This window comes from Segatella sp. (assembly GCF_977051555.1).
This window is the reverse complement of sequence record NZ_CDRSSE010000005.1, coordinates 26,037-52,605: the sequence shown is the minus strand read 5'-3', so window position 1 is coordinate 52,605 and position 26,569 is coordinate 26,037. Positions and strand designations below refer to the sequence as shown.

At 47.1% G+C, this 26,569-nt stretch carries 20 protein-coding genes; 6 read left to right on the top strand and 14 right to left on the bottom strand.

The window, feature by feature from the left end:
- Positions 1-53: 53 nt before the first annotated feature.
- The 4 genes from ACWJAO_RS02060 to ACWJAO_RS02045 form a co-directional block, all read right to left on the bottom strand.
- Positions 54-1,814 carry a chloride channel protein gene (locus tag ACWJAO_RS02060; protein ID WP_449139128.1) on the bottom strand — a complete coding sequence of 587 codons (1,761 nt, stop codon included), beginning with the start codon at positions 1,812-1,814 and terminating at the stop codon, positions 54-56.
- 69 nt (positions 1,815-1,883) lie between these two features.
- The gene (locus tag ACWJAO_RS02055) at positions 1,884-3,470 is read right to left on the bottom strand and encodes a peptide chain release factor 3 (protein WP_117692056.1); all 1,587 of its coding nucleotides are present in this window, start codon (positions 3,468-3,470) and stop codon (positions 1,884-1,886) included.
- A gap of 68 nt (positions 3,471-3,538) precedes the next feature.
- Positions 3,539-4,093, bottom strand: coding sequence for a DUF4924 family protein (locus tag ACWJAO_RS02050; protein WP_006846332.1), 555 nt, complete (start codon positions 4,091-4,093; stop codon positions 3,539-3,541).
- Between the two features lie 98 nt (positions 4,094-4,191).
- A complete protein-coding gene (locus ACWJAO_RS02045; RefSeq protein WP_118253816.1) occupies positions 4,192-4,869 on the bottom strand; it encodes a LysE family translocator in 678 nt (225 codons plus the stop codon).
- 313 nt (positions 4,870-5,182) lie between these two features.
- On the opposite strand from ACWJAO_RS02045, the gene ACWJAO_RS02040 reads away from it, so the two are divergent.
- Positions 5,183-6,163: an ROK family protein gene (locus ACWJAO_RS02040; RefSeq protein WP_449139095.1), complete on the top strand. Its 981-nt coding sequence runs from the start codon at positions 5,183-5,185 to the stop codon at positions 6,161-6,163.
- Between the two features lie 227 nt (positions 6,164-6,390).
- Here the strand turns inward: ACWJAO_RS02040 and ACWJAO_RS02035 are convergent, their stop codons facing one another.
- The 7 genes from ACWJAO_RS02035 to trpD all read right to left on the bottom strand — a co-directional run bounded on the left by ACWJAO_RS02035 (position 6,391) and on the right by trpD (position 13,434).
- Positions 6,391-6,957, bottom strand: coding sequence for an anthranilate synthase component II (locus ACWJAO_RS02035; RefSeq protein WP_449139094.1), 567 nt, complete (start codon positions 6,955-6,957; stop codon positions 6,391-6,393).
- Between the two features lie 82 nt (positions 6,958-7,039).
- Complete coding sequence (locus ACWJAO_RS02030; protein ID WP_449139093.1) at positions 7,040-8,575, bottom strand: anthranilate synthase component I family protein; 1,536 nt, start codon at positions 8,573-8,575, stop codon at positions 7,040-7,042.
- Positions 8,576-8,594: 19 nt separating this feature from the next.
- Positions 8,595-9,794, bottom strand: coding sequence for a tryptophan synthase subunit beta (gene trpB / locus ACWJAO_RS02025; protein WP_022121018.1), 1,200 nt, complete (start codon positions 9,792-9,794; stop codon positions 8,595-8,597).
- 106 nt (positions 9,795-9,900) lie between these two features.
- Complete coding sequence (gene trpA / locus ACWJAO_RS02020; protein WP_449139092.1) at positions 9,901-10,677, bottom strand: tryptophan synthase subunit alpha; 777 nt, start codon at positions 10,675-10,677, stop codon at positions 9,901-9,903.
- A gap of 34 nt (positions 10,678-10,711) precedes the next feature.
- Positions 10,712-11,446 carry a phosphoribosylanthranilate isomerase gene (locus ACWJAO_RS02015; protein ID WP_449139091.1) on the bottom strand — a complete coding sequence of 245 codons (735 nt, stop codon included), beginning with the start codon at positions 11,444-11,446 and terminating at the stop codon, positions 10,712-10,714.
- Between the two features lie 8 nt (positions 11,447-11,454).
- Positions 11,455-12,264: an indole-3-glycerol phosphate synthase TrpC gene (gene trpC, locus ACWJAO_RS02010; protein ID WP_449139090.1), complete on the bottom strand. Its 810-nt coding sequence runs from the start codon at positions 12,262-12,264 to the stop codon at positions 11,455-11,457.
- Positions 12,265-12,429: 165 nt separating this feature from the next.
- The gene (gene trpD / locus ACWJAO_RS02005; protein WP_449139089.1) at positions 12,430-13,434 is read right to left on the bottom strand and encodes an anthranilate phosphoribosyltransferase; all 1,005 of its coding nucleotides are present in this window, start codon (positions 13,432-13,434) and stop codon (positions 12,430-12,432) included.
- A gap of 570 nt (positions 13,435-14,004) precedes the next feature.
- Between trpD and ACWJAO_RS02000 the strand changes: the two genes are divergently transcribed.
- Positions 14,005-14,133, top strand: a complete 129-nt coding sequence (locus tag ACWJAO_RS02000) for a hypothetical protein (protein WP_022120798.1) — start codon at positions 14,005-14,007, stop codon at positions 14,131-14,133.
- Positions 14,134-14,146: 13 nt separating this feature from the next.
- Positions 14,147-14,800, top strand: a complete 654-nt coding sequence (rpe, locus tag ACWJAO_RS01995; protein ID WP_449139088.1) for a ribulose-phosphate 3-epimerase — start codon at positions 14,147-14,149, stop codon at positions 14,798-14,800.
- On the opposite strand, the gene ACWJAO_RS01990 is transcribed toward rpe, so the two are convergent.
- Positions 14,797-15,393, bottom strand: coding sequence for a sigma-70 family RNA polymerase sigma factor (locus ACWJAO_RS01990; RefSeq protein ID WP_317596053.1), 597 nt, complete (start codon positions 15,391-15,393; stop codon positions 14,797-14,799). The two genes, rpe and ACWJAO_RS01990, sit on opposite strands and share 4 nt — an antisense overlap.
- Positions 15,394-15,676: 283 nt before the next feature.
- Between ACWJAO_RS01990 and ACWJAO_RS01985 the strand changes: the two genes are divergently transcribed.
- Both ACWJAO_RS01985 and ACWJAO_RS01980 read left to right on the top strand, forming a co-directional pair.
- Entirely contained in the window at positions 15,677-18,301 is a 2,625-nt protein-coding gene (locus ACWJAO_RS01985) for a glycoside hydrolase family 88 protein (protein WP_449139087.1), read from the top strand.
- Between the two features lie 58 nt (positions 18,302-18,359).
- Complete coding sequence (locus ACWJAO_RS01980; protein WP_449139086.1) at positions 18,360-20,153, top strand: pectate lyase; 1,794 nt, start codon at positions 18,360-18,362, stop codon at positions 20,151-20,153.
- A gap of 79 nt (positions 20,154-20,232) precedes the next feature.
- Here ACWJAO_RS01980 and ACWJAO_RS01975 read toward each other — a convergent pair whose 3' ends face one another.
- Positions 20,233-20,883, bottom strand: coding sequence for a hypothetical protein (locus tag ACWJAO_RS01975; RefSeq protein ID WP_449139085.1), 651 nt, complete (start codon positions 20,881-20,883; stop codon positions 20,233-20,235).
- 280 nt (positions 20,884-21,163) lie between these two features.
- Positions 21,164-22,729 carry an AAA family ATPase gene (locus ACWJAO_RS01970; RefSeq protein WP_449139084.1) on the bottom strand — a complete coding sequence of 522 codons (1,566 nt, stop codon included), beginning with the start codon at positions 22,727-22,729 and terminating at the stop codon, positions 21,164-21,166.
- Between the two features lie 342 nt (positions 22,730-23,071).
- On the opposite strand from ACWJAO_RS01970, the gene ACWJAO_RS01965 reads away from it, so the two are divergent.
- The gene (locus ACWJAO_RS01965) at positions 23,072-26,263 is read left to right on the top strand and encodes a pectinesterase family protein (RefSeq protein WP_449139083.1); all 3,192 of its coding nucleotides are present in this window, start codon (positions 23,072-23,074) and stop codon (positions 26,261-26,263) included.
- Positions 26,264-26,569 lie beyond the last annotated feature (306 nt).

Below are 26,569 nucleotides of genomic sequence, written 5' to 3'. Positions count from 1 at the left end.
AGCAAAGCCATTGAATTCTTCACTCTTCGTTCTTCACTCTTCACTTAAAACTCCTACTCTGCCGACATATCCGCTACAATCTGCCTGTACATGGAATAGATTCTAGTACGGCTGATGTAACCCTTCAGTATGCCTGCCACATCAACCACTGGCAGTTGGGCAGCATCGGTTTTATCAAATTTCTGCATCACCTCGTCCATACTGTCATGTTCAGTAAGAACGGCAGAAGGCTGCATCATCAGCTGACGCACGGTGAAATGCTGATACAGTTCGGTGCGGAAGATGATGTGGCGAATCTTCGTAATATCTATTACTCCCAGCAGCACGCCCGCCTTGTCGAGAACCGGCAAGAAGTTGTTGTTACTGCGGCTTATCTCACTCACCAGCTTGCTCATCGGCAGATCCGGACCTACCGGATGATAATCTTTCTCAATGACATCCTGCATGCCCAGCAGCGTGAGCGCAGCCTTGTCAATATGGTGGGTGAGCAGCTTGCCCTCTCTTGCCAGACGCAGGGCGTAGATGCTGTGGCTCTCGAAGATGCTGATGGTGAGCAGCGAAGAGATGCACACTATCATCAGCGGCATGAAGAGCTGGTAGCCGCCCGTGAGTTCGGCGATGAGGAAGATGCCCGTAAGCGGGGCATGCATCACGCCCGTAATGAGGCCCGCCATGCCCAAGAGTGTAAAGTTTTGCTCAGGAATGTAGACGCCCACCTGGTTCACATTCCAGAGGCGCGCAAAGAGGAAACCGGCAAAACCGCCAATGATGAGCGAAGGGGCAAAGGTACCACCGCATCCGCCACTGCCGTTGGTTGCCGAGGTGGCAAAAACCTTGGTAAAGGTTACCAGGGCGATGTAGAGGATGAGCAGCTGGTTGTGCCCGTAGAAGAGCGAACGGCTCATCACCTGCCCCCAGTCTTCCACATTCTGTCCCTTCAGCAGCACGTTGACTGCCGAATAGCCCTCGCCGTAGAGCGAAGGGAAGAGGAAGATGAGCGAACTAAGAATCAGTCCACCAAACAGCAGTTTTACGTATGGATAAGGTGAAAGCTTGGCAAAGAAGCCCTCGCACACCGACATAGTGCGCATGAAATAAAGGCTCACCAAGCCGCAGAAAATGCCCAGCAAAAGGCAGGCAGGCACCCTGTCGAGCGCCCACGGACTGGTAAGCGTAAAATCGAAAAGGCTCTTGGAGCCCATCAGGATGTAAGTAAAGCAAGTAGCTGTTACACAACTGATAAGGATAGGCAGCAAGGAAGCCATGCTCAAGTCTACCATCAGCACCTCAAGTGTAAACACGAGTCCGGCAATAGGCGCCTTAAAGATTCCAGCAATGGCTGCAGAAGCGCCACAGCCCACCAGCAGAATCATGGTTTTCTTGTCCATGCGGAAGATTTGTCCCAGGTTTGAGCCGATGGCCGAACCCGTGAGCACAATAGGAGCCTCGGCTCCCACGGAACCACCGAAACCGATGGTGATGCCTGATGCCACCACCGATGACCAGCAGTTGTGGGCCTTGAGCTTGGAATTTTTGGTAGAGATGGCGTAAAGCACACGGGTGATACCATGGGAAATATTATCTCTGACCACATATTTAATAAAGAGCATGGTGAGGTAAATACCCACAATCGGGAAGAGCAGGAAGAGCAGGTTATAGGTGCCCTTGTTAAATCCCGAAGTGAGCAGCAACTGTATTTCGTGCACAATGCCGTGCAGGAAATATCCTGCCACCGACGCCAGAAGGCCGATGATAAAAGCCAGGATAAGGGTCATCTGGCGGTCAGAAATATGTTTTTTCTGCCAATCCACCATCTTACTGACCCATCCCTCTTTCTGCTCGTTGTAATCTAGAATTTCTTCATCCATCTTTTTTACATTGATTTAGAATTCCGATGTGAAATGGAACTTGATGTGTTCAAAATCCTGCTGCGCCATGCTCAACACGTAGCCCGAATCGGCAAGAAAGACATCACGCCCCTCAATATCCTTGGCCATGTACTGGTACTTGCGCTTCTTGAAGTTCTCGAGTTCCTTCTCGTCATCTGCCTCTATCCAGCAAGCCTTGTGAAGATGCACAGGCTCCCAGCGGCACTTGGCGTTGTACTCGTTCTCCAGGCGGTACTGGATAACCTCGAACTGCAGCTGACCCACGGTGCCCACAATGCGGCGGCCGTTGAACTGGTTGACGAAGAGCTGCGCCACACCCTCGTTCATGAGCTGCTCCAATCCCTTTTGGAACTGCTTGCTCTTCATCGGGTCATCATTCTCGATGTACTTGAAAAGGAGTGGAGAGAAGCTTGGCAAACCGCGAAAATGCATCTTCTCTCCCTCCGTCAACGTATCTCCTATCTTGAAAATACCGTTGTCTGGCAAACCTACAATGTCACCCGGATAAGCCTCGTCAATGGTACTCTTGCGCTGTGCCATGAACTGGGTAGGCGAAGAGAAACGCACGTTCTTATCCAAGCGCACGTGGTAATATGGCTGATTTCTCACAAATTTGCCCGAGCATATCTTACAGAAAGCGATGCAGGAGCGGTGGTTTGGATCAATATTGGCTGTAATCTTGAAGATGAAACCACTGAACTTAGGTTCTTCAGGCTTCACCAGTCGCTCCTCTGCCTGGGTTGGTCTAGGAGATGGGGCAATATGAACGAAACAGTCGAGGAGTTCCTGAACACCGAAATTGTTCAGCGCCGAACCGAAGAACACTGGAGCTACCTCGGCTGAGCGGTAGGTTTCTTCCTCAAACTCAGGGTAAACACCATCTACCAGTTCCAGTTCCTCACGCAGCTGTGCAGCCTCACGTTCACCAACCCGCTCGTCGAGTTCTGAACTTTGGATGTCTACCTCTACCTTCTCGGTAACTCGCTGTTTGTTAGGGGTAAAGAGGTTCAGCTGATGCTCGTAGATGTTGTAAACGCCCTTGAAACGAGCGCCCTGACCGATAGGCCAGCTCAGCGGGCGAACCTTGATTTTGAGCTCTTCTTCCAACTCGTCGAGCACATCAAACGGGTCGCGTCCCTCACGGTCCATCTTGTTGATGAAGATGATTACCGGGGTATTTCTCATGCGGCACACCTCCATGAGTTTGCGGGTCTGTGCCTCCACACCCTTGGCAGAGTCAACCACGATGATGGCTGAATCTACGGCTGTAAGTGTGCGGTAGGTATCCTCGCAGAAGTCCTGGTGACCTGGAGTATCCAGAATATTCACCTTATAAGGTTCTCCCTCCTGTCCAGCAGGGAGATAATCAAATTCCATTACAGATGTAGATACCGAGATACCACGCTGTTTCTCAATATCCATCCAGTCAGAAGTCGCAGTTTTGCGAATCTTGTTATTCTTTACGGCACCTGCCACCTGAATCTGTCCACCGAAAAGCAGAAACTTCTCGGTCAATGTTGTCTTACCAGCATCCGGGTGAGAGATAATGGCAAATGTTCTTCTTCTTTCTATTTCGTTCATCCTGTTGTATATATATAATGTATATTCTAAAAAGTAATCACTAATAACTAATCACTAATAACTAATCACTACATGTCGTCATCATCAAACTTGAGTCCCTCGGTTCGGTCTTTGATGTAATAATCGCTGAGCAGACCTATGAAGACGGTAATCTCCTTGATGGCCCTTTCGGTTTCGGGCGTAATTTCCTTCTTCTGCAGGCGCAGCATCATCACACCATAGAGGGCATCGAGGCAGGTTTCAATCTCGTTGAGATCCTTGTCGCCCCGCTGGCGCAGCTCTACTATGAAAGGCAGCACCTTGTAATATTCGGCATTGTAGATAGGAAACTTGGTGCTCTGCAGCAGCATGCCGTGCAGGTCAATGACGTCCTTTAGTATCACCTTATTAATATTAAGGTGTCCTCCCTCGCGCTTTCCCTCCTCGTTCATCATGCGAATCAGGTTGCCAAACCAGTCGAGTTCTTCCTCGCGCTGCTCGGGTGTAAAGTCGAACCGGTCTACATAATTTTTCTTGATGACAGGCAGCGAGCATCCGTAAGCTCGGATGATGTCCTCAATCTGCCACATATATAATAAGTATTCTGCGATACTTTTCTTTCTTAATTCTTGTGCTACAAACATTTTTTCTGTATAAGAAGAAACGAGCTTAAGCCCTATTAACTATAAACTCTAAAGCGGCTAAAGCCCCTATAAACTATAAACTATTAACTATAAACTCTTTAAAATTCCGGCAGATGATACAGATTGAAAATCGTGCCGAAGAGAGCGATGATGGAGAAGATGATGACCACGCTGCCTATTACCTTATTGATAATGACGATGCCGTTGGTATCAAATTTGTTCCTAATCTTGTCGACGAGCCAGGTGAGTCCGAACCACCACAGCAGGGCTCCGAAGACGATGCTGAGATACCCTACTCCCATTTCTACCGGCATATCCGGTACGACGAAAGCAAACTGCGCGAAGGTGGCCATGAAGAGGAACACGATGAGCGGATTGGAGAGTGTTACGAGGAACGCCGTGATGCCGTTGTGCATCAGGGTACCCTGCTTGTTGCTCGACTTGTGCATGTTCTTCATCGGGTCGCTCTTGAAGCAGTAGATTCCAAACACGAGGAGCATCAGGCTTCCGAAAATCTGAAGATAGAACTTGTTCTCGGAGTTGCTCACAAAATCCATCACAAAACTCATGCCCAAGCCTGTGAATAAGGCATATACGATGTCGCTGCATGCGGCACCCACACCTGTTACAAACCCATACCAGCGGCCCTTGTTGAGCGTGCGCTGGATGCATAGGATGCCTACCGGACCCATAGGGGCTGAGGCAAGAACACCGATGACAATTCCTTTGAATATGAAGTCAAGGATGTTTATCTCAATTGGAAATGCTAAATTCATCTTATTAGTATCGTTACAATTTCTAACAGGCGGCAAAGTTACAAAATTTCGGGCACAAAGCACAATTTTTTCGCCTAAAAGTTCATTTTATATCCGTTTTTTATATTTTCGGGCACGGATTACACGGATTACGCGGATGTTCTGCATGAATATAAACAGGATTTAGGGCAACAGAGAAACTTCGGACAGCAAATCATCTGGCAGAAAAAAAAGAAAATTAAAATTTTTTATATTTAAAAATAAACGAGATTCAAAAGTTTTCAGTATCTTTGCCGAGAAATAAAATAATTCTAACTAATTTTAAATAATTAACATGACAGATAATACACTTAAACCGTACGTAATAGGCCTTGACCTCGGCGGTACAAATTCAGTTTTCGGCATCGTAGATGCTCGCGGAGAGATCAAAGCAACAACTGCCATCAAGACAGGCGGTTACGGAAAAGTTGAAGACTATGTGAAGGCAGCCGTAGAAGCCCTCCAGCCTATCATTGATACAGTAGGCGGCATTGACAAGATCAAGGCAATGGGTATCGGTGCGCCAAACGCAAACTATTATAATGGAACCATTGAGTTTGCTCCAAATCTTCCTTGGGCACACGACGGAGTAGTGCCATTGGCTGATTTGTTCAGCAAAGCCCTCGGCGGCTTGCCTGTAGGTATGACCAATGATGCCAACGCTGCTGCGCTCGGCGAGATGACATACGGTGTAGCAAGAGGCATGAAAAACTTCATCGACGTTACACTCGGTACAGGCGTTGGTTCTGGTATCGTCATCAACGGACAGATGGTTTACGGCTGCGATGGATTCGCTGGCGAATTGGGTCACGTTACCATGGTACGTGGCAAAGAAGGCCGTACCTGTGGATGTGGCCGTACAGGATGTCTCGAGGCTTACTGCTCTGCCACTGGTGTGGCTCGCACAGCACGCGAGTTCCTTGAGAAGAGTGATGAGCCTTCATTGCTCCGCGAAATGAACCCAGAAGACATTACATCTTATGATGTGAGCGTTGCTGCAGGCAAAGGCGACAAGCTGGCGCAGCGCGTATATGAGTTCACCGGCAAGATGCTCGGTGAGGCTTGCGCTGATTTCGCTGCCTTCTCTTCTCCAGAGGCTTTCGTCTTCTTCGGTGGTCTGACAAAGGCTGGCGACCTGATCATGAAGCCTATCCAGAAGGCTTATGATGAGCACGTGCTCCGCATCTTCAAGGGCAAGGCTAAGTTCCTTGTTTCTACCCTTGATGGTAGTTCTGCTGCCGTACTCGGTGCGAGTGCAGTGGCTTGGGATATGTAAAGGGATTGATTGTAAAAATAAAAAGATTTAATTTTCCATTTTTGGAAAAATCAGTTTAGGTAATATGCTTCGCGAAACTCGTGAGAGGATTGTAGCGAGGGGTAAGACTTGGTTAATTATTAAAGCCTGACACTCGAGAGAGCGTCAGGCTTTGCTGTTTCTTATCATAAAACAAAAAACCTTAACAACCACCATGCGGTCATGGTGGTCATTAAGGTCATTGGTCATTAAGCTTTTTCCAACCAGTTTCTCACCATTTTCTTGCCGTCTGGCGTCAGCACGCTTTCCGGATGAAACTGGATACCATGAATACCATAGTTCTTATGCTTCAGACCCATGATGCAACCATCATCGCTTACTGCCGTAACGTCCAGGCAGTCAGGGAATCCCGAGCGGTCTACCACCCAAGAGTGGTATCTGCCAATCTCTATGCGCTTGTCCAACCCGTCGAAAATAACATCGTTGCCAAACTGGGTGCAAGGGGTAGCCACTCCATGATACACCTCAGAAAGATTGGTAAGCTTGGCTCCAAACGCCTCGCCTATGGCCTGATGGCCCAGGCAGACGCCCAGCATCGGCTTGCGGCCCGCATACTTGCGGATAACATCCATCAGCAGTCCTGCCTCCGAAGGGATGCCCGGACCCGGACTGAGAATAATCTTGTCGAAACGCTCCAGCTCCGACAACTGGAACTGGTCGTTGCGGTAAACCGTAACATCAGCTCCCAACTCCTTTACCAGATGGGCCAGATTATAGGTAAAGGAATCGTAATTATCTATGATTACTACTTTCATCTTTTATTATTGATTATTTATTATTGATTATTTATTATTGATTATTGAGTAGTGAGAAATAATCACTAACAACTAATCACTATTACAACTCTTCAGCAATGTGAATCGCCTTGGTCAGCGCACCAAGCTTGTTGTTACACTCTTCCAGCTCATACTCATCATTGCTCTTTGCCACTACTCCACTACCCGCCTGGAACCAGAGTTCGCCATTTCGGCTGATAAAGGTACGGATGACGATAGCCTGATTCAGGTCACCGTTCAGACCGATGAAACCGATGCAGCCTCCGTAGGCACCGCGGTTGTGAGGTTCCAGCTCTGAGATAATCTGCATCGCTCTCACCTTAGGCGCACCGCTCAGCGTGCCGGCAGGGAAGGTATCAATAAACTCCTTGATGTGGTCGGCATGCTCATCCAACTCTCCGCTCACACGACTCACGAGGTGGATGACATGACTGTAGAACTGCATATCCTTGTAGAAATCTACCTTCACCCCATGACAGTTGCGGCTCAGATCATTTCGCGCCAAGTCTACCAGCATCACGTGCTCAGCATTCTCCTTCGGGTCGTTGCGCAGGAATTCGGCAGCCTTGCGGTCCTGCTCCATATCTCCCGTGCGTCGGGTGGTTCCGGCAATCGGGTCGATGAATGCCTTATTGCCCACGATGCGGTTGTGGGTTTCAGGCGAAGAACCGAAGATACGGAAACCGCCGAAGTCGAAATAGAAGAGGTAAGGCGAAGGGTTGATGCTGCGCAACGCACGATAGAGTTTGAAATCATCGCCCTCATATTTCTGTACGAAGCGGCGACTCACCACAATCTGGAATACATCTCCGCGCAGGCAGTGCTGAATGCAGCGGCGTATGTTTGCCTTGTGCTCCTCATCGGTGAGGGTAGAGGTAGTTTCGCCCACCGGGTGGAAATCGTAAGGCTTCACATTGGCCTTGTTCACCGCCTTCAGCAGCTCGTCGAGTTCTGGAAGTGAAGAGTGAAGAGTGAATAGTGAAGAATTCTCTTGCTCTTCTCCCTGAGTTTTCGAAATAGAGTCTTGAGCAACAGAACTATTGGATTCTTCACTCTTCACTCTTCGTTCTTCACTCTCCTGGAGCGCAATGAACTCCATGGTGTTGTTGAAATGGTCGAAGACGATGATGTCCTTATACATGATGTAATAGATGTCGGGCGCATCATTCTTCTCCATGGTAGTATCCTTAACCGGGATGTTTTCGAAATATCTCACCGCATTGAAGGTGGTGAAACCATAGAGTCCGCAGTATTCCTTGCTCTCGCCCTCAACATGGAAGGAAGAGATGAAATCGTTGATACTCTTTGAGATGGCGAGCTTGCACTCCTCGCCCTTACCTGCACCGAAGGCAGGAAGCTGCTCTTTCTCTACACTTCCGTCGGGATAGGTCTTGATGACCTCACCATGACTTACGGCGATGCTTGCCAGCGGATGCACACCGATGAAGGAGCGCGAATTCTCGGAGCCATGATAGTCGGAACTCTCCATCAGAGCCGACTGCGGATAAATATCTCTCAGTCGCATGTAGACTCCCACCGGCGTATAGAGGTCGGCGAGAATCTTGCGGGTAACTGTCTTGTAACTAAACTTTGCCATTTTAATTAAATCTTTGCTATTAGAAGTTTCCGTACTCTCCCGCCATTTCCTTATGGCTCAAATACGTTTCTACATCCTTGTCGCCACGGCCTGATACGGTGAGCACCACCACATCATCCTTCTTGAACTTCATCTTCTTCAGGGCAGCCACGGCGTGCGCACTCTCAATGGCTGGAATGATGCCCTCCATGCGGGTGAGCTCGTAACCGGCGTAGATGGCCTCATCATCCTTGATGGCGAGCACATGACTTCTGCCCGAAGTGGCAAGATCGGCATGCATAGGGCCGATGCCCGGATAGTCGAGACCGGCACTGATGGTGAAGGCTTCCTCAATCTGTCCATCTTCGGTCTGCATCACGAGGGTGCGGGCTCCGTGGATGATGCCCTCTGTACCGCAGTGCATGGTGGCAGCGGTGTAGTCGGTATCTATTCCGTGTCCGGCAGCCTCAGCCAGGTAAATCTTCACGCGGTCATCATCAATATAGTGGTAGATGGTTCCGGCAGCGTTGCTTCCGCCACCCACGCAGGCGATGAGGTAATCAGGATAGTCGCGGCCTATCTTCTCCTCAAGCTGCCATTTCAGTTCTTCGCTGATTACGCTCTGCATCTTAGCAACAATGTCTGGATAAGGGTGCGGACCCATGGTAGAACCTACAATGTAGAAGGTATCCTGTGGGTGGCAGCACCAGTCGCGTATGGCCTCAGAGCAGGCATCGCTCAGCGTCATGTTACCGGTGCGCACAGGGTTCACCTTGGCTCCCAGCATCTTCATACGCTCTACGTTGGTATGCTGGCGTTCCACATCGGTGGCACCCATGAAAATCTCACACTTCATGTTCATCAGGGCGCATACCGTAGCGGTAGCCACACCGTGCTGTCCGGCTCCGGTTTCGGCAATGATGCGGGTCTTGCCCATCTTCTTGGCCATGAGGATCTGACCGATGGTGTTATTGATTTTGTGTGCACCGGTATGGTTCAGGTCCTCGCGCTTCAGATAGAGCTGGCATCCGTACTTCTCGCTCATGCGCTTGGCATAATAAAGAGGTGAAGGGCGGCCCACATAATCTTTGAGCAGCGCGCGGTATTCCTTCTTGAACTCCTCGCTCTCAATGATTGGCTTGTAAGCCTGCTGCAACTCGGTTACACATTTATATAATATCTCAGGAACATAAGCTCCTCCGAATTTTCCAAAAAATCCTTTTTCGTCAACTTGATACATCGCTTTTTAATTTTGAATGTTAAATGTTGAATGTTAAATTAGGCTTTCGCCCTTGAGTCACAAACGAAACGGATGAATTCTTCTCTCTTCGTTCTTCACTCTTCACTTACTTTTTGAGTGCCTCAAAAAGCCTATCTAATGCCTGATCCGGATCACCGGTTTCATTGAGCAGGGTAACAAACTTGCTGCCGATGATGGCTCCCGCCGCATTATCCTGCGCACTGGTAAGGGTCTGCTTGTTGCTGATGCCGAAACCAATCATGCGAGGGTTGCGCAGATTCATGCCGTTGATGTGGTTGAAATAAGCCAACTTGGCATCACCGAAACAGCTCTGGGCACCCGTGATACTCGCCGAACTGACCATGTAGATGAAACCATCGGTATGCTCATCGATGAAACGGATGCGCTCCTCGCTGGTTTCCGGCGTAATCATCATGATGACACGGATATCATACTTGTCGGCAATGGGTTTCACCACCTTCAGATAATCATCAAAAGGAAGATCTGGGATGATGGTGCCGCTCACGCCGCTCTCTACGCAGCTCTTGAAGAAAGCCTCAATGCCGTAGTGCATGATTGGGTTCAGATATCCCATCAGCACGAGTGGAAGCTGCACTTCATCCTTGATTTCCTTCAGCTGGGCGAAGAGTTTCTTCACCATCATTCCGTTCTTCAAGGCCTTGGTTCCGGCGCTCTGAATCACCGGACCATCAGCCAACGGATCGCTGAAAGGGATTCCTACCTCAATCATATCTATCCCCTTGCGCTCCATCGCCTTGATTACATTACCGGTACCTTCCAAAGTTGGGCATCCGGCGCAGAAATACAAGCTCAAAAGCTTGCGTTCTTTATTGTTTGCAAATAATGCATTTATCTTGTTCATCTCTCTTTATTTTTAATCATTAAAAATCTGCAGTTTATTCTATTTCTCTCTTATACTCAGGACCGAGTGCATCAATAAATTCCTTTACTTTCTGTGCATCCTTTATGCCCGGCGAAACTTCAAATTTAGAATTGATATCAATTCCACCACATTTCGGATGGTTGAAAGCCTTACAGCGCTCTAAATCATCAGGACCGATGCCACCACTCAAAAGAAATTCTACATCTCCGTCATACTGGTTCAGTATGCTCCAGTCAAATTGCTGACCGCTACCACCCTTCTCTTCACACTTGGTGTCGAAGAGAAAGAAGTCAACAACCCCTACATACTCCTTATATTTCTGAAGATCTTCAGGTTTAGAAATACTGATGGTCTTTACAATCTGACAGCAGCAATTAGCAGGAAGTTCTTTTCCTATACTTCTATAAGCTGGCACGATTTGCTTCTCCCAGATATTCTGCATTTTATCCCTCATCTGCCTGCAATATTCAGGGGTCTCTTCTCCATGCAGCTGAATAACGCTAAGCGAATAATCGTAATAAACTTGAAGCACAGTTTCTATGGATTCATTCACAAAAACACCAAATCGAGGCACCTGCATTTTATCCTCCATTTCTGTTCTAAAGATAATTTTATCACTATCAGTTTCTATGGTAACACCTCTAGGACTTTTATCATAGAAAATCATACCCACGGCTGTAGCACCAGCCTTTATTACCTCTTCTATATTCTTCGGGTCGCGCAAACCGCACACTTTTACATATTTCATAATTTCTTTTATTTTAATTGTTTGATAAACTCTTGAAGCGCCACGCCCGGGTCTGCCTGTTTCATGAACTGTTCGCCCATCAGGAAACCTCTGAAGCCGCCTTCTTCTCTCAACCAGAGAACCGTCTGCGGGTTGGAGATACCACTCTCGCTCACCCTGCACACATCCTTCGGAAGTTTCTCTGCCAATCTGAAGCTGTTCTCTACATCCGTAAAGAAGGTTCCAAGATTTCGGTTGTTGATGCCGTACATATCCGGTTCCAGTTCAGCATACTCGAAGTCGCGCTCATTATGCATCTCGAGCAGCACCTCCATGCCCAGCTGGTGAGCCATGTTCATGAGTTGCTTACACTCCTCCTTAGTCAGGCAGGCCGCAATGAGCAGCACGGCAGAAGCTCCGCAGTATCTCGCCTGCAGCAGCTGGTATTCCTCAACCACGAAGTTCTTATATAAGATAGGTAGGGTAACGCCCACATGGCGCGCCTCCTGAATATACTCATCATATCCTCCGAAATAATCAATATCGGTCAGGATGCTGAGTGCCGAAGCTCCGTTCTGCTGGTAGGCGAGCGGGATGATACTCGGCTTACCTTCCTGCTTGATCCAGCCCTTGGAAGGCGATTTGCGCTTGAATTCAGCGATGATTCCCGTCTCTGAGTTCATCAGCGCCTCCTTCATGCTTCCGCCCGGCACCTTTCCCCCATCCTCCTGCATCTTCTGCTCGGTGAGGGTTATCATCTGCCGTGGCTGGATAAAGCGCTTGCGCTGCTCAATCTCTATCCTTTTATGAGCCACAATTTCCTCTAAAATATCAGCCATTTTTTTCGTTTTTACCTTTTAACCTTTATTGGGGGACCAGCGATGGAATCGCTGGGAACGGGGGCGCAAAGAGGAACAAAGGGGTTAAGGCTCTTTTTACCCTTTTACCTTTTTACTTTTAAAGGCTCTTTTTACCCTTTTACCTTTTTACCTTTAAAAAGCCCTTTATCTATTAATCTCTACGAATTTTTTGAAGGTAGCGAGCGCCTTACCCGAATCGATACTCTCTCTTGCAATCTCCACACATTCCTCAATGTTCTTCTGGCCCTTCTCCATCACCTGGATACCGAAGGCTGCATTGGCGAGAACGATGTTCTTCTGGGCTGGGAGAGCACGGTTTTCAAGCACTGCATCAAAGATATCCTTTGCCTCTTCCTCGGTAGCTCCGCCTCTCACCTCTTCAGGTTTGGCAATCTCGAAACCGAGATCCTGTGGTTTGAAAATCTTCTCATAGTTGTTGGTGGTTACCTTGAAGTCGCTGGTGAGTGAAATTTCATCATATCCGTCGATGCTGTTCACGATACCATAGTCGATGCCCAACTTCTGGTAAACCTGATTGTAGAGGCGCATCTGGTCGAGATTGGCTACACCCAGCAACTGACATTTAGGCTGACTAGGATTGACAAGAGGACCTAACAGATTGAACACGGTAGGGAACTGCAAAGCCTTGCGGATAGGACCTACAAACTTCATTGCCTTGGCAAAGAGCTGGGCATGAAGATAAACGATGCCTGCCTCGTTGATGCTGCGGTTCAGCTTGTCTATATCATCGGTAAACTGAACACCATGGTTCTTGATGACGTTGCTGGCACCGCTCACCGAAGTAGCCGCATAGTTGCCGTGCTTTGCCACCTTGTAACCCGCACCCGCAATGACGAAGCAGGAAGTAGTAGAAATGTTAAAGGTGTTCTTGCGGTCGCTACCGGTTCCCACCACGTCAATGTAGCGGTCGCAATCCAGGATGGCTGGCACGCCTGTAGCAAGAATACCATCACGGAAACCGAGCAGTTCATCTACCGTTACGCCTCTCATCTGCAGTCCGGTGAGCAGGGCTGTAATCTGTTCCTCAGGAAATTCACTCTTGGTGATTCCTACAATGATGTCTCGGGTTTCCTCACGAGAAAGTTCCTCGTGGTTCAACATTCTGTTCAAAATGTCCTTCATTTCCATAGTTAATATCTCCTATATTTTTGTTTTTATTTTTCGTTGTAAAAGAAAAGGGGCCTGTCGTAAGTTACGGCAGGCCCCTAGTATATTATGTTGTTCACATCCACATACGGCGTCTCGACTCACGACTTCTGGAATCTTGAGTTACGCCACCACCATGATGTAGATACGAATGTATTCATATTGCTTTTCCTTTAAATTGTTTGTTACTAAAACGAGGCGTTTCTTTCTTTTTAACGAAAAGATTCTCCTTCGTTCTTCATTTTCTACTGCAAAAGTACAGTTTTTCTTTTAAACTACAAACTTTTTGTCGAGAAATTTTAAGATTTAGCACAATTTTATCATCTAAAATACCTTTTTCCTCACTTTTTCCCTTCCTTCTTCCCCCTATACCTTATTATATATAGAGAGAAAAAGAAAAAAATATTTCGACAGAATGTAATAAATTGCCAGAGACGCCGTTATTAATTTAGAGAACAGGTTAAGAAAAGAGGAAAACTCACCTCAAGACAAGCCCGTTCTGAAATCAACAAATAATAAGTAGTATTCATTTAAACAAAAAGATTCACGCCTATGAAGCAAGTTTTTACACCAAAGAAAATGAGACCTTCGGCTCAAACCATCTACTTCATCAAGCAGATAGCCTATTCCTATCATACCATGGTGCAAAATGGTAAGCTTAAGGTGTGCTATCCTAACTAACAGAAGAAGAAAGATGAAAACAATGATATCCCCTTCATTGCTCTCAGCCAACTTTATTGACCTGAAGAGTGATATCGAGATGATAAACAAGAGTGAAGCCGACTGGCTCCACCTCGATGTGATGGATGGTGTCTTCGTGCCCAACATCTCGTTCGGATTCCCTGTGATTGAAGCCGTGAGCAAGGTATGCACCAAGCCCCTCGACGTCCACTTCATGATTCAGCACCCGGAAAATTACATTGAACAGACTGCCAAGCTCGGTGTCATGATGATGAACGTGCACTACGAAGCCTGCACCCATCTTCACCGCACCATCCAGCAGATTCACGCAGCAGGCATGAAGGCAGGAGTTACCCTCAACCCTTCTACCCCGGTATGTGTGCTGGAAGACATCATCTGCGATGTAGACATGGTACTTTTGATGAGCGTTAACCCAGGCTTCGGCGGACAGAAATTCATCGAGAACACCATCAAGAAGATAGGCCGTCTGCGCCAGCTCATCAAAGAGAGCGGAAGCCAGGCACTCATCGAGGTAGATGGCGGTGTGCAGGCAGAAACTGCTCCAAGACTGGTGAAAGCCGGAGTAGACGTGCTGGTAAGCGGAAGTTATGTATTCAAGAGCACAGATCCTTATGCTACCATCCATGCTCTGAAAGAACTCCACTAATCAAGATTCAGATAGATATTGTGCTCCTTAGCCATCTTGCGGAGGTTAAGGAGCGCATAACGCATTCTTCCCAGACTCGTATTGATGCTCACATTGGTACACTCAGCAATTTCCTTGAAAGACATTTCCTGATAATAACGCATATAAACCACCTCGCGTTGTGGAGCCGGCAGAAAGTCTACCAGTTTCTTCACATCACGAAGCACCTGTTTGCGTACTATCTCCTGCTCAGCACAGTCCGCCTGGAATTCTTCGCCGCGCAGACAGGAAAGATCATTGTCGTTCCCCTGTTCAACCATGCGGAACACACACTGACTGCGATAACCGTCGATGATGACATTATGCGCTATACGCATTAACCACGAAATAAATTTGCCTGAACAAGAATACTGGCCAGCATGCAAACGACTGATTGCTTTTACGAATGTCTCCTGGAAGATATCATTCGCCAGATCCTCATCGTGAACCACGAAAAGGATATAAGAGAACAGTTTCACCTCGTTGCGTGAAAGCAAGAGGTCAAAGGCTCTGTTGTCGCCCCCGACATAAGCCAGGGCCAACTCTTCGTCTGTCATTTCATTGAGTTTACTCATTTTCTTAATCTTATTTTATTCATTAAGTAAATGTCTATCCAATAGGCTACCCAGTATTTATTGCGTTAATAATGTTAATTATCGTTGCAAAGGTAACATTTTATTTTCAAAACACCAAACTTTTTTCCAAAAACATTTAATTTTAACATTACCAGCACCTGTTTTACAAATAAAATTCGTATCTTTGCACCGATGTGTTAAACGTCAGAAACGACAAACGAACAAACAGATCAATACAAACGAATTCATAAATACAAATAATCATAAAACTAGAACAAAGACAATGAAGAAATTCTTTAAGACCTTACTCGTTGCTCTGCTCCTCATCCCTACCTGCGCTTGGGCAGATAAAGGATGGAACGATGCTGAATATCAGCGCATTGAACAGAGCATACAGTTGCCTAACATCAAGCAGGCAGCTAAGAAGTATGTAATTTCTGCCTATGGAGCCAAGCAGAACGCTTCGGCTGCACAGAACCAGAAGGCAATCAACAAACTCATCGCCCTCGTCTCTAAGAAAGGTGGCGGTACTGTAGTCATCCCGAAGGGTACCTGGCGCACAGGAGCCATTGAGATGAAGAGCTTCGTAGAACTGAACCTCGAAGAAGGTGCCGTACTGCAGTTTGCCTTTGAGCCAAAGCTCTATCCGCTGGTTCGCACCGCATGGGAAGGATTGGCATGCTGGAACTACTCTCCATGCATCTACGCCTACAAGGTTTCCGACATCGCCATTACCGGTAAAGGTACCATCGACGGAGGCGGCAACAATGATACATGGTGGCAGTGGAACGGCAATCCTTACTTCGGATACAAGGAGGGCGTAACCAAGGAACACCAGAAGATGGGCTCCCGCGCCAGACTGCAGAAAATGGCAGAAGATGGTGTGCCTTTTGATGAGCGCAAGTTCGGTATGGGACAGGGTCTCCGCCCTCAGCTCGTCAACTTCGTACGCTCTGAGCGCATCCTCATCAAGGACGTAAAGATGATCAATTCGCCTTTCTGGGTGATGCACCCTCTGCTCTGCAAGGACATCACGGTAGACGGCGTAACCGTTTGGAACGAAGGCCCTAACGGAGACGGATGCGACCCTGAGGCATGCGAGAATGTACTCATTCAGAACTGTATCTTCCACACCGGCGACGACTGCATCGCCATCAAGAGCGGACGAAACAACGACGGTCGTCTCTGGAATAAACCATCTAAGAATATCATCATCCGCAACTGTCGCATGGAAGACGGACACGGTGGCGTAGTCATCGGTTCTGAGATTTCAGGCGGATGCGAGAATGTATACGCCGAAAACTGCGAGATGGACTCTCCTCATCTGGAGCGCATCCTCCGCATCAAGACCAACAACTGCCGCGGCGGACTCATCCAAAACATCCACATGCGCAAGGTTACCGTAGGACAGTGTAAGGAAGCCGTGCTCAAAATCAACCTCGACTATGAGCCAAGAGAGGCTTGCTACCGCGGATTTGAACCTACCGTGCGCAACGTGAGCATGGAAGATGTTACCTGCCAGAAGAGCAACTACGGTGTGCTCATCATCGGTGGAAACAAGGTAGAAAACGTATACGACATCCATGTAAAGAACTGTAAGTTCGACGGTGTCATCAAGCAGCCTACCAAGGTTACCGGCAAGACACGCGATGTGAAGTTCGACAACCTCATCATCAACGGTTCACTGGTTCTCAACAAGGAAGACCGTCCTTACCAGACCTACTCAGAGTGGCTCACTCACAGCGAGATGCAGCGCGTGCCTCAGTCTTACCTGCTCGACTTCAGCAAGAAGCCAAAGTGGAGCTACGTAATGGGCATTGAGATGGAAGGTATGCTCGACACCTACCTCCATTACAAAGGCGGAAAGAGCACCTTCAAGGGAGCTGATGCCGAAGCCAACAACGAGGCAATCATCAACTACCTGAAAGAATATCCAGCCAAGATGATTGACGAAAAGGGAAACATCACAGGCTACAAATATGAGGACTTCAACCTCGACAATGTGCGCACAGCGAAGTTCATCCTCCGCATGCACAACCTCTTCCCTAGCAAGAGCAGCGAACTGGCACTGAAGACGCTCTTCAAGCAGCTCCAGAACCAGCCTCGCACCAAGGAAGGTGTTTACTGGCACAAGGCAATCTACGCCAACCAGGTATGGCTCGACGGCATCTTCATGGGGCTGCCATTCTACTGCAACTACGCCGTTCAGAACCTCAAGCCTAAGAAGGCGAAGAAGATTCTCGACGATGCGGTAGACCAGATTGTGAAGACCGACCTGCGTACCTACGATGAGAAGACCCAGCTCTGGAAGCATGCATGGGACGAGACCCACAGCCAGTTCTGGGCAAACAAGGAAGACGGAAAGAGCCAGCATACCTGGGCAAGAGCCCTCGGATGGTACGTCATGGCGATGACCGAATGCCTTGATGCCATGCCTGAAGATTATGCTCGCCGCGGTGAAATCATCACCTTATTAAATAAGGCAATGAAGAGCGTGGTGAAATATCAGGATAAGAAGACGGGCGTATGGTACGACGTGATGGATGTAAAGGATCCTCGCAACTACCTCGAGAGCACCGCTTCAAGCATGTTTGCCTATGTTCTCCTCAAGGGTTACCGCAAGGGATACCTCGGCAAGGAATACCAGGAAGCAGGTATCAAGGCTTATGAGGGAATCCTGAACAACTTCATCCAGGTAAATCCTGACAAGACCATCAGCCTTACCCGCTGCTGTGCTGTAAGCGGACTCGGTCCTGGCCCTGGTCCATACGTCAAGAAGCCAAACTTCAAGCGCGACGGAAGCTTCGACTATTACATGAGCGAGCCTATCCGCGACAATGATGCCAAGGGCGTAGGTCCTTTCATCTGGGCTAGTCTGGAAATGGAAATGCAGGGGCTGAATAAGTAAACTGCTAAGATTTGAATACATCATTTTTAAAATGAATAACAAGAAGATATTAACAAGTATGGCAGCAGCGCTTATGAGTGCTGCTGCTTTGGCACAAGCACCAGCCTTCCCGGGCGCAGAAGGTCACGGAAGATACGTAACGGGCGGAAGAGGCGGAAAAGTAGTACACGTAACTAACCTCAACGACAGCGGAACGGGTTCTTTCAGAGAGGCTGTCAAGTCGGGTAAAAGAATCATCGTCTTCGATGTGGCTGGCGTCATCGCCCTTAAGTCTGATCTCAAGATGGGTGACAACATCACCATTCTCGGACAGACTGCTCCATCTCCGGGCATTACCCTCAGATATTACACCGTTCAACCGGGCAGTAACAACATCATCCGTTTCCTCCGCATTCGCCGAGGTGAAGAGAAGGACATCAATGACGGAGCGGATGCTTCCTGGCAGCGCAACAAGACCGGCATCATCTTCGACCACTGTTCCTTCAGTTGGAGCATCGACGAGGTGGCTTCGTTCTACGACAACAACAATTTCACCATGCAGTGGTGTACCGTTGCCGAGAGTCTCACCAATCCGGGTCACTCTAAGGGAGCACATGGTTACGGAGGCATCTGGGGCGGTAAGCTCGCCAGCTTCCACCACAACTTCGTAGGTCATCTCATGAACCGCGGTCCACGATTTAATGGTGCAAGATACGGATGGACAGGCTACACCAGCAACAAGGATTACGCTACCTATAAGTGGAAGAATACCGTGCAGGCTGAAAACGTAGACTTCCGCAACTGCGTGATGTACAATGCGCAAGGTACCTGCTACGGAGGTCCAGGCGGTGGACAGATCAACATCGTGAACAATTACTACAAGGCAGGTCCAAGCCAGGGACTTAAAGAAACTACTCTGAATGGGCTCAAGGTAGATGTAAGCACCGGAAAGGAACGTGGCAGCCAGGAACGTATCACTCTGGTTACCTTATCTAACAAAAGTAATTCTGACGAGGATCATCCTGAGTTATACGACATGACCAGCCGTTACTTCATCAACGGAAACACCACCGAAACCACCAAGGGTTCTGTTACCAAGAATCAGGATTGGAAAGGTATCAGCTACGACAAAGGCATTCCAAGCCAGAACGGAGAATACTACAGTCCGGATGCCAAAAACTTTTATGGTGACAATGTTGCCCATGTAACCATCAGCGGCAAGTCTTGTGTCAAGATCAAGATGGACGCTCCTGCTCCAACAGGAGAGGTTACCACCCACTCTGCTGCCGAAGCATTCAGTAAAGTACTGACATACAGCGGAGCCTCACTCTACCGCGATGAGATTGATGCCCGCTACATGGAAGAAGCAAAGACAGGTACAGCCAAGTACAAGGGAAGTATTACCAAATCACCTGGCATCATCGACAAGGTATCAGATGTAAACGGCTACACCGAGTCAAACTTCGGAAAAGGCTCTCGTCCTGCCGACTTCGACACAGATAATGACGGAATCCCAGATGCATGGGAGACTGCCAACGGCTTAAATCCAAACGATGCCTCAGATGCCCTCACCTACTCACTCGACAGCAAGGGTTACTACACCAACCTTGAGGTCTACGCCAATTCGCTGGTTGAGGACATCATGAAACAGGGCAATGCTGATGCCGAGAACAAGGTAGATGAATACTATCCTGCATGGAAGAATCCTACAGGTATCTCACAGATCATCACCTCCAATCCCAGTGAAGTAGCCGAAGTAAAGTATTACAGCCTCAACGGCACCCTCCTTTCTGCTCCTCAAAAAGGAATCAACATCCGCAAGATGTTGTTCCAGAACGGAAAGACCGTAGTGGATAAGGTAATAAAGGAATAAAACAAAAACTTCTTATAAAACAAAAGGGCATCCCCTCGTTTGGGAATGCCCTTTTTGTTTTATCTGTTTACACAATCTGTTACTTTACATACTTCTTACCGTTCTTGATAATCAAGCCCTTTGTAGAAGAAGAAACCTCCTGACCAGCGAGGTTGTATGTCTTACCATCATTCTTGGCTGCGGCAGCGTTTACTGAAGAAATGCCAGTGCCAGTACCACCACGTACAACTGTGACCTTTACTACACAAGCACCAGTATTACCACTTCTTCCAAACTTCACGCTAGGCATGTCTTCCGTCAACGTAATTTGCTCCTCTGCAGGATCATCTGCCACAAGTTTACTATTGATAAACTGTTCCGTCGTATGATAAGTTTTTGCCTTTTCACCAACTTCACCAGTGAAGAAAGCAACAGCAGCTTTTTTTGTGTTATCTGAATTATTAAACACACCTGAAACAGTAATTACATCACCCTTTTTAAATCCACCTTCTGTTGTCAACTCAACAAAGTTATCAACAACAAGGTCATTTGCACTAAAGCTTTTTCCTATCTTAATGCAAGGCACCGCATCTTTATTAGTATGAATTTTCACTGTTGCAAACGAAATCTGTTCGTCAACATTATGAAGGGTTATACCTGACTGAGAAGTTGGATAATCAATCAAAGTTGTCTGCGCATTAACACTAGCAGCCAAAGCTACGGCTGCAATAAGAGTAAAGAATTTCTTCATAATCGTTTAATTTTAAGTTTATATATTATTAATTAGTTGTTGAATAACTTTATTTTAGTTTGATTCATTTACCAGTTTATTTCGCTGGCAAATTTAGCAAATCATTTTGAGAATCTCGGAAAAATGTGAACCAAAATGAGCTTAAACTACGAAAACGATTACGTAAATCCAAACGTCGAGTATCAGAATATAAGAGAGTTTTAACTAGCAGACATCAAACGGGCTGAAGAGACAGCAGCCCCTTCAGCCCGTTGCAAAACTATATACTAAAGTACAGTATTTATCCTTCCTTTATCTTCCAATCACTAATTGTCCGCTGATTACTATCGTAATTAACACCAATTTTGAACAAGCGTTTACCATCAGAAGAATATGGAATCAGATATCCCTTTTCATCTATCTGTTTGATTGCTTCTTCGGCAGAACCATCATACTTCAACTCGAAAACAAATACAGCATCAGGCATATACACAACGGCATCAGCCCTGCCTATTGCACTATCCTCCTCTACCCTCATATGGGCGCCCATCAGGTTGAAGATCAGATAGAACACCGTCTGGAAATCCCGTTCGTTCTTATTGCTCAAACGGTTGGAGATGCTGGCAAGATACGCTTTCAATCGAATCATTGCTCCCTCTACATCTCCATCATAAAGCATTTCCAGGAAATCACCTACCAAGCTGTTATTATCCAAAGATATTGGTGAAAGATAGTTAGGTGCAAGACTCTTGAGCATACCTATCTTTACCTCCCTGTTAGGATATTCCAGTGTATAACGATGCAGCATCGGGTTATACTTCTTGATGGTGAGATAACCACTCTGATAGAGCAATGGAAGCGCAGAAGTCATCATTTCCGGCGAAACATCAAAGTCATCCACATCACATGATTTCTTCTCAATATCCATCACATTGACGTGATACTTCTGCAGCGTCTTGATAAGATAAGTCGGCGTACCCGAGCCAAACCAGTAAGGAGCAATATCCCGTGCATTCAGTGCCTTTACCAGGCTGAACGGATTGAATACATCTTCAGATTTCTTACTGAAATGATAGCCGTCGTAGAATCTTGTCAGCTCTGCCAGGCACTCCTCATACGTCATACCCAGGTCTTCTCCCAATGCCTCTATATCCGGTTTCATCTGAGTGGTAAGTTCCTTCTTGCTGATACCGCAGATAGCCGAATACTGGTCGAACATGCTGATATTGTCTAGGTTATTCAGCTCGCTGAAGATGCTGAGCTGCGAGAACTTGGTGATACCCGTAATGAAGGTAAACTCCAGATATGGGTCGAGCTTTTTCAGAGGACTGTAGAAGTTCTGCATGATGCGGCGGAGGGGCTGCAGGTTCTCCTTCTCATGTACCACATCCAGCAATGGGGCATCATATTCATCGATGATGACAACCGCCTTTTCGCCCGTTTGTTCATAAGCACGCTTTACGATACCATCCAGTCTTTCATTAGGATATTTTTCACCTTCTCCCTTACCGTATAGCTTTTCATAGGGCAAAAGCTGTAGATTCAGATAACTGTTCAAGGCATCAGCATCAAAGTGCTTGGCACCGCTCATATCAAAATGAAGCACAGGATGCTTCACCCATTCCTTCTCATAATCAGCTATTGCCAATCCCTTGAAGAGTTCCTTTCTACCCTCGAAATAAGCTTGAAGAGTAGAGGCAAAAAGCGACTTTCCGAATCGTCTTGGACGACTCAGAAAGACATACTTCATACCTTTTTCTCTGAAATCCACGATGTATTTGGTCTTATCTACATAGAGATAACCTTTCTCGCGAATTTCTTCAAAAGTCTGAATTCCTACAGGATATTTATTTACTATTTTTACCATATTCCTACATGCTTTACGTTTTGCGCGGCTAAATTACAAAGAAAATCTGAATTAACCAAAGAAAAAATCAAATAACTTAACTTTCACTTATCAAGAAATGAAAGCACCCTCTATATACCTTACTAAAGTTTAGTAGTTTGTTTTTGCCTGCAAAAATACGACTTAATTCTCATTTGGCAAAGAGAGATAAAAAGGCGGAAATGTACGAAAACGATTGCGTAGCTTTTGAGACAAATTCGCAACAAAAAGTTCTTAAATAGAAATAATAAGTGTAATTTTGCACTTACAATCTTAAAGATAGAAAGAGAAAATAATAAGTATAACAACCTAAAAGGCAAACAAATGAAAAAGAATCTACTCAGATTTGGGCTTCTCAGCCTGCTGCTTGTCTTTGCTTTTATTGCAAAGGCACAAAATGTCACTGCTGTTTGGGACTTTCAGAACAATCTTCCTGAAGGTATCAACACTGCAGCTAACTTTCAAGGTAAGGAGGGCGACCTCGCTTCTACCGTAGAAGGCATCACTATGCACGTAAACGCTACACAAGGTAAGTTGAAGGGCAGAACATCTGATGCACAGTTTAACGCAGGAACCATCCTGCAGATTCCAGTAAAATCAGCAAATGATGTTGTAACCGTAACAAGTTACCCAAACTACCACAACCTCACCGTAGGCGGAAAGGCTGCTACTGAAGACGTAACAGAATACAACGCAACATCAGCCGAAGTGGCTAAGGGATATGTAGAAGTTGTTGCTACAGGCGGCTGCTACCTCTATCAGGTTAAGGTGGTACACGTAAGCGCCATCCAGGAGAAGGCACTCTACACTACCGACTTCACCAACTGGGAAAAAATTGACAACACAAAAGCTACGGGCGTAGTGGTAAATCTCAAAACCCTTTACAGCAAGGAGGCATTTACCTTTACATTCAATGGAGTGGGTGTTGACCCTCAGGGAAATCAGGCTAAGTTCTCCGACCGTACAGGATATATGATTACTGCTAAGTATACAAACCAATACAAGGATGCAGAACCAAGCGCAGTAACCTCTCCATTGTCTAGCATCACAAAGATTATGCTCCATCAGGCAGCTACAGGTGGCACACGAGGTATCAAAGTATCTGTAAAGGGCGACGGCGATGCTGACTGGGTAACCATCCACAATGTATCAATTGTAACCGCAAGCGGTGAAGATCTGACACTCGACGTAAACCGCACCAACTGCCAGATCAAGTTCGAAAACTTCGCCCTCAACCAGAACGCTTACGTTACCGACCTCGCCATCTACGGAAATGTAGATATGAGCAAGACTCCAATGCTCGGCGCTTTCAGCCTCAACGGCACCAAGTATTCAGCCGTTGACATCTTCAATGAAGACGCATCAGGCAAGCAGCTCGCTACCCTCCTCGTTTCAAAGAAGGCAAACCTCATCAGCGAGACCAATCCGCTGAAAGATCTCGTTGCTGCAAACGGAACCATCAAGAGCACAACATACACTACCACCGGCGAAGGTGCAGACCAGAAGACTGTGGTAACCATCGTTGTAGAATCTAAGGGAGATGAAGTAACTTACGAGCTCACCGTAGGTTTCAAGCCAGACTTCACCCTCACCTATTATAATATAGACGGCACAACAGTGCTCGGAACCCAGAAGGTGGAGCAGGATGCAAACATCGAAAAATTTGCAGAAGGCATGGAAGAAAAGGTAACCGTAGCCGAAGGTAAGAAATTCCGTGGCTGGGCCAGCAACCAGAAGAAAGACAGCAAGAAGTTCACTACCTCTTCTGTTATCACAGCAGATGCTCAGCTCTATGCACTCGTTACAGATATTGAGACCGTAAACGGAACAGCCCGTTACGACTACGACTTCCAGAAGGAAGGTTTCGACATCAACGACCACGAGGCTATCTCAGTAGAAGGCAACGGCAAGTGGCATGATACCACACACGGCTGGAGTTTCGAAGCTACCGACAAGCTCAAGGTTAAGATGGGCGGCAAGGGTTACATCAAGATGAATCTCTGCCAGTATTCTAAGTCAGGCAAGATTACCCTCCTCGACCCTCAGGGAAATGAAGTAAGCTCTATTGATGCAAAGGCAACAAAGGACGGCAACCTCGGCATTCTCCAGAACGGATCTACCGAGAGCGGTGAGTATACCATCACCTTCGATGCTGATACTTACATCCACAACCTCAGCATCGTAAACCTGACAACTCCTGCTTACACACAGAACGGCAACTGGATGGAGGTTAAGGCTGGCGATGCACAGAGCTTCATCACAGCCCTCGAAATTGCAAACGGCAACAATGCAGCAGCCAACGCTGCCCGTACATACATCTTCTTGCCTAACGGCACATACGACCTCGGCGACAAGTGTCTTACCACTATCAGCGGTAGCAACATCTCTATCATCGGCGAGAGCATGGACAACACCATCATCGTCAACAAGCCAGAGGTAGAAGGTATCGGCGTAACTGCAACATTGTATAACACAAGTACAGGTCTCTACATGCAGGATCTCACACTGAAGAATGCATATCCATTCAACAACAGTACCGGTCGTGCAGTCTGCCTCCAAGACAAGGGTACACAGACCATCTGCAAGAATGTGAAGATGCTTTCTTATCAGGACACTTACTACAGCAACAATAATAATGGTCAGTACTACTTCGAAGGTTCAGATATCCACGGAATCGTAGACTTCATCTGCGGCGGTGGTGATGCATTCTTCAACAAGTGTACACTCACATTGGAACCAGGTAAAGGTTCATACATTACTGCCCCTTATACAGACGGCACCAAGTATGGTTACGTATTCGACGGCTGCAAGATTGTAGGTTCAGCTACAGACAGCTTTACTTTCGGTCGCTCTTGGGGCGGTACAGCCAACTGTGCTTTCCTCAACACCATTCTCGACAAGAATGCAGCAGCCAAGATTGCTTCTACCCGCTGGTCAACAGGTGGTATGAACGTAGTTGCCAAGAACTTCTTCGAGTACAACACACTTGATGAGGACGGTAAGGTGATTTCTCCAGCCGAGAACATCGTGAAGTTTACCAAGGATAAGGAAGTAAGCGAGTACAACACCATCATCACAGCAGAGAAAGCAGCCGAGTTCAGCCTCGACAAGGTATTTACCAACTGGAAGCCTGCCGACCTCGCTTCTCAGACCACAGCGACAGCGGCTACATTGAGCAACGACAAGCTTTCATGGACCGGTGATGCCCAGATGTATCTCGTAGCAAAAGACGGCAAGTTCTTTGCCCTGACCACAGAGAAGTCAGTAAACCTCAACGGCGAGAAGGGTTCATTCACCGTACGTGCAGCCAACCAGATGGGTGGTTTCGGTGCAACAGCCAATTCAGTAAGCACCGGTATCCGCAACATCGCCTCAGCTACAGATGCAGCAGTCATCAAGACCGCCATCTATGCAGCCGACGGCACCCAGCTCTCAAATCTTCAGAAGGGGATCAACATCATTGTGAAGACCCTGGCAGATGGCAGCAAGAAGACAAGCAAGGTCATCGTAAAGTAAAGAAGCTGAGACCATAAGTAATTAGATTGACAGATAACATTCGGAGTGCAATATCCCCATCTTCTTTTAGAAGGGTGCCGGATATTGCACTTTTTTTGTTCCCTCAGCTTCTGAAACAGCAGAAACGGGAACTGAGAAAACAGACCGTCGAAATGTAAAAAACAGAGTATTTACGCAAAAATCTGTAAACGTTTACGTAATTTTTTACCCCAAACATACCTAGATTCTCATATTTTTTATCTAATTTTGCAGCAAGAAAACCGGGACTTAGCTAACGCTACGCATTCAGGTTGCCCTCCTCGGAGC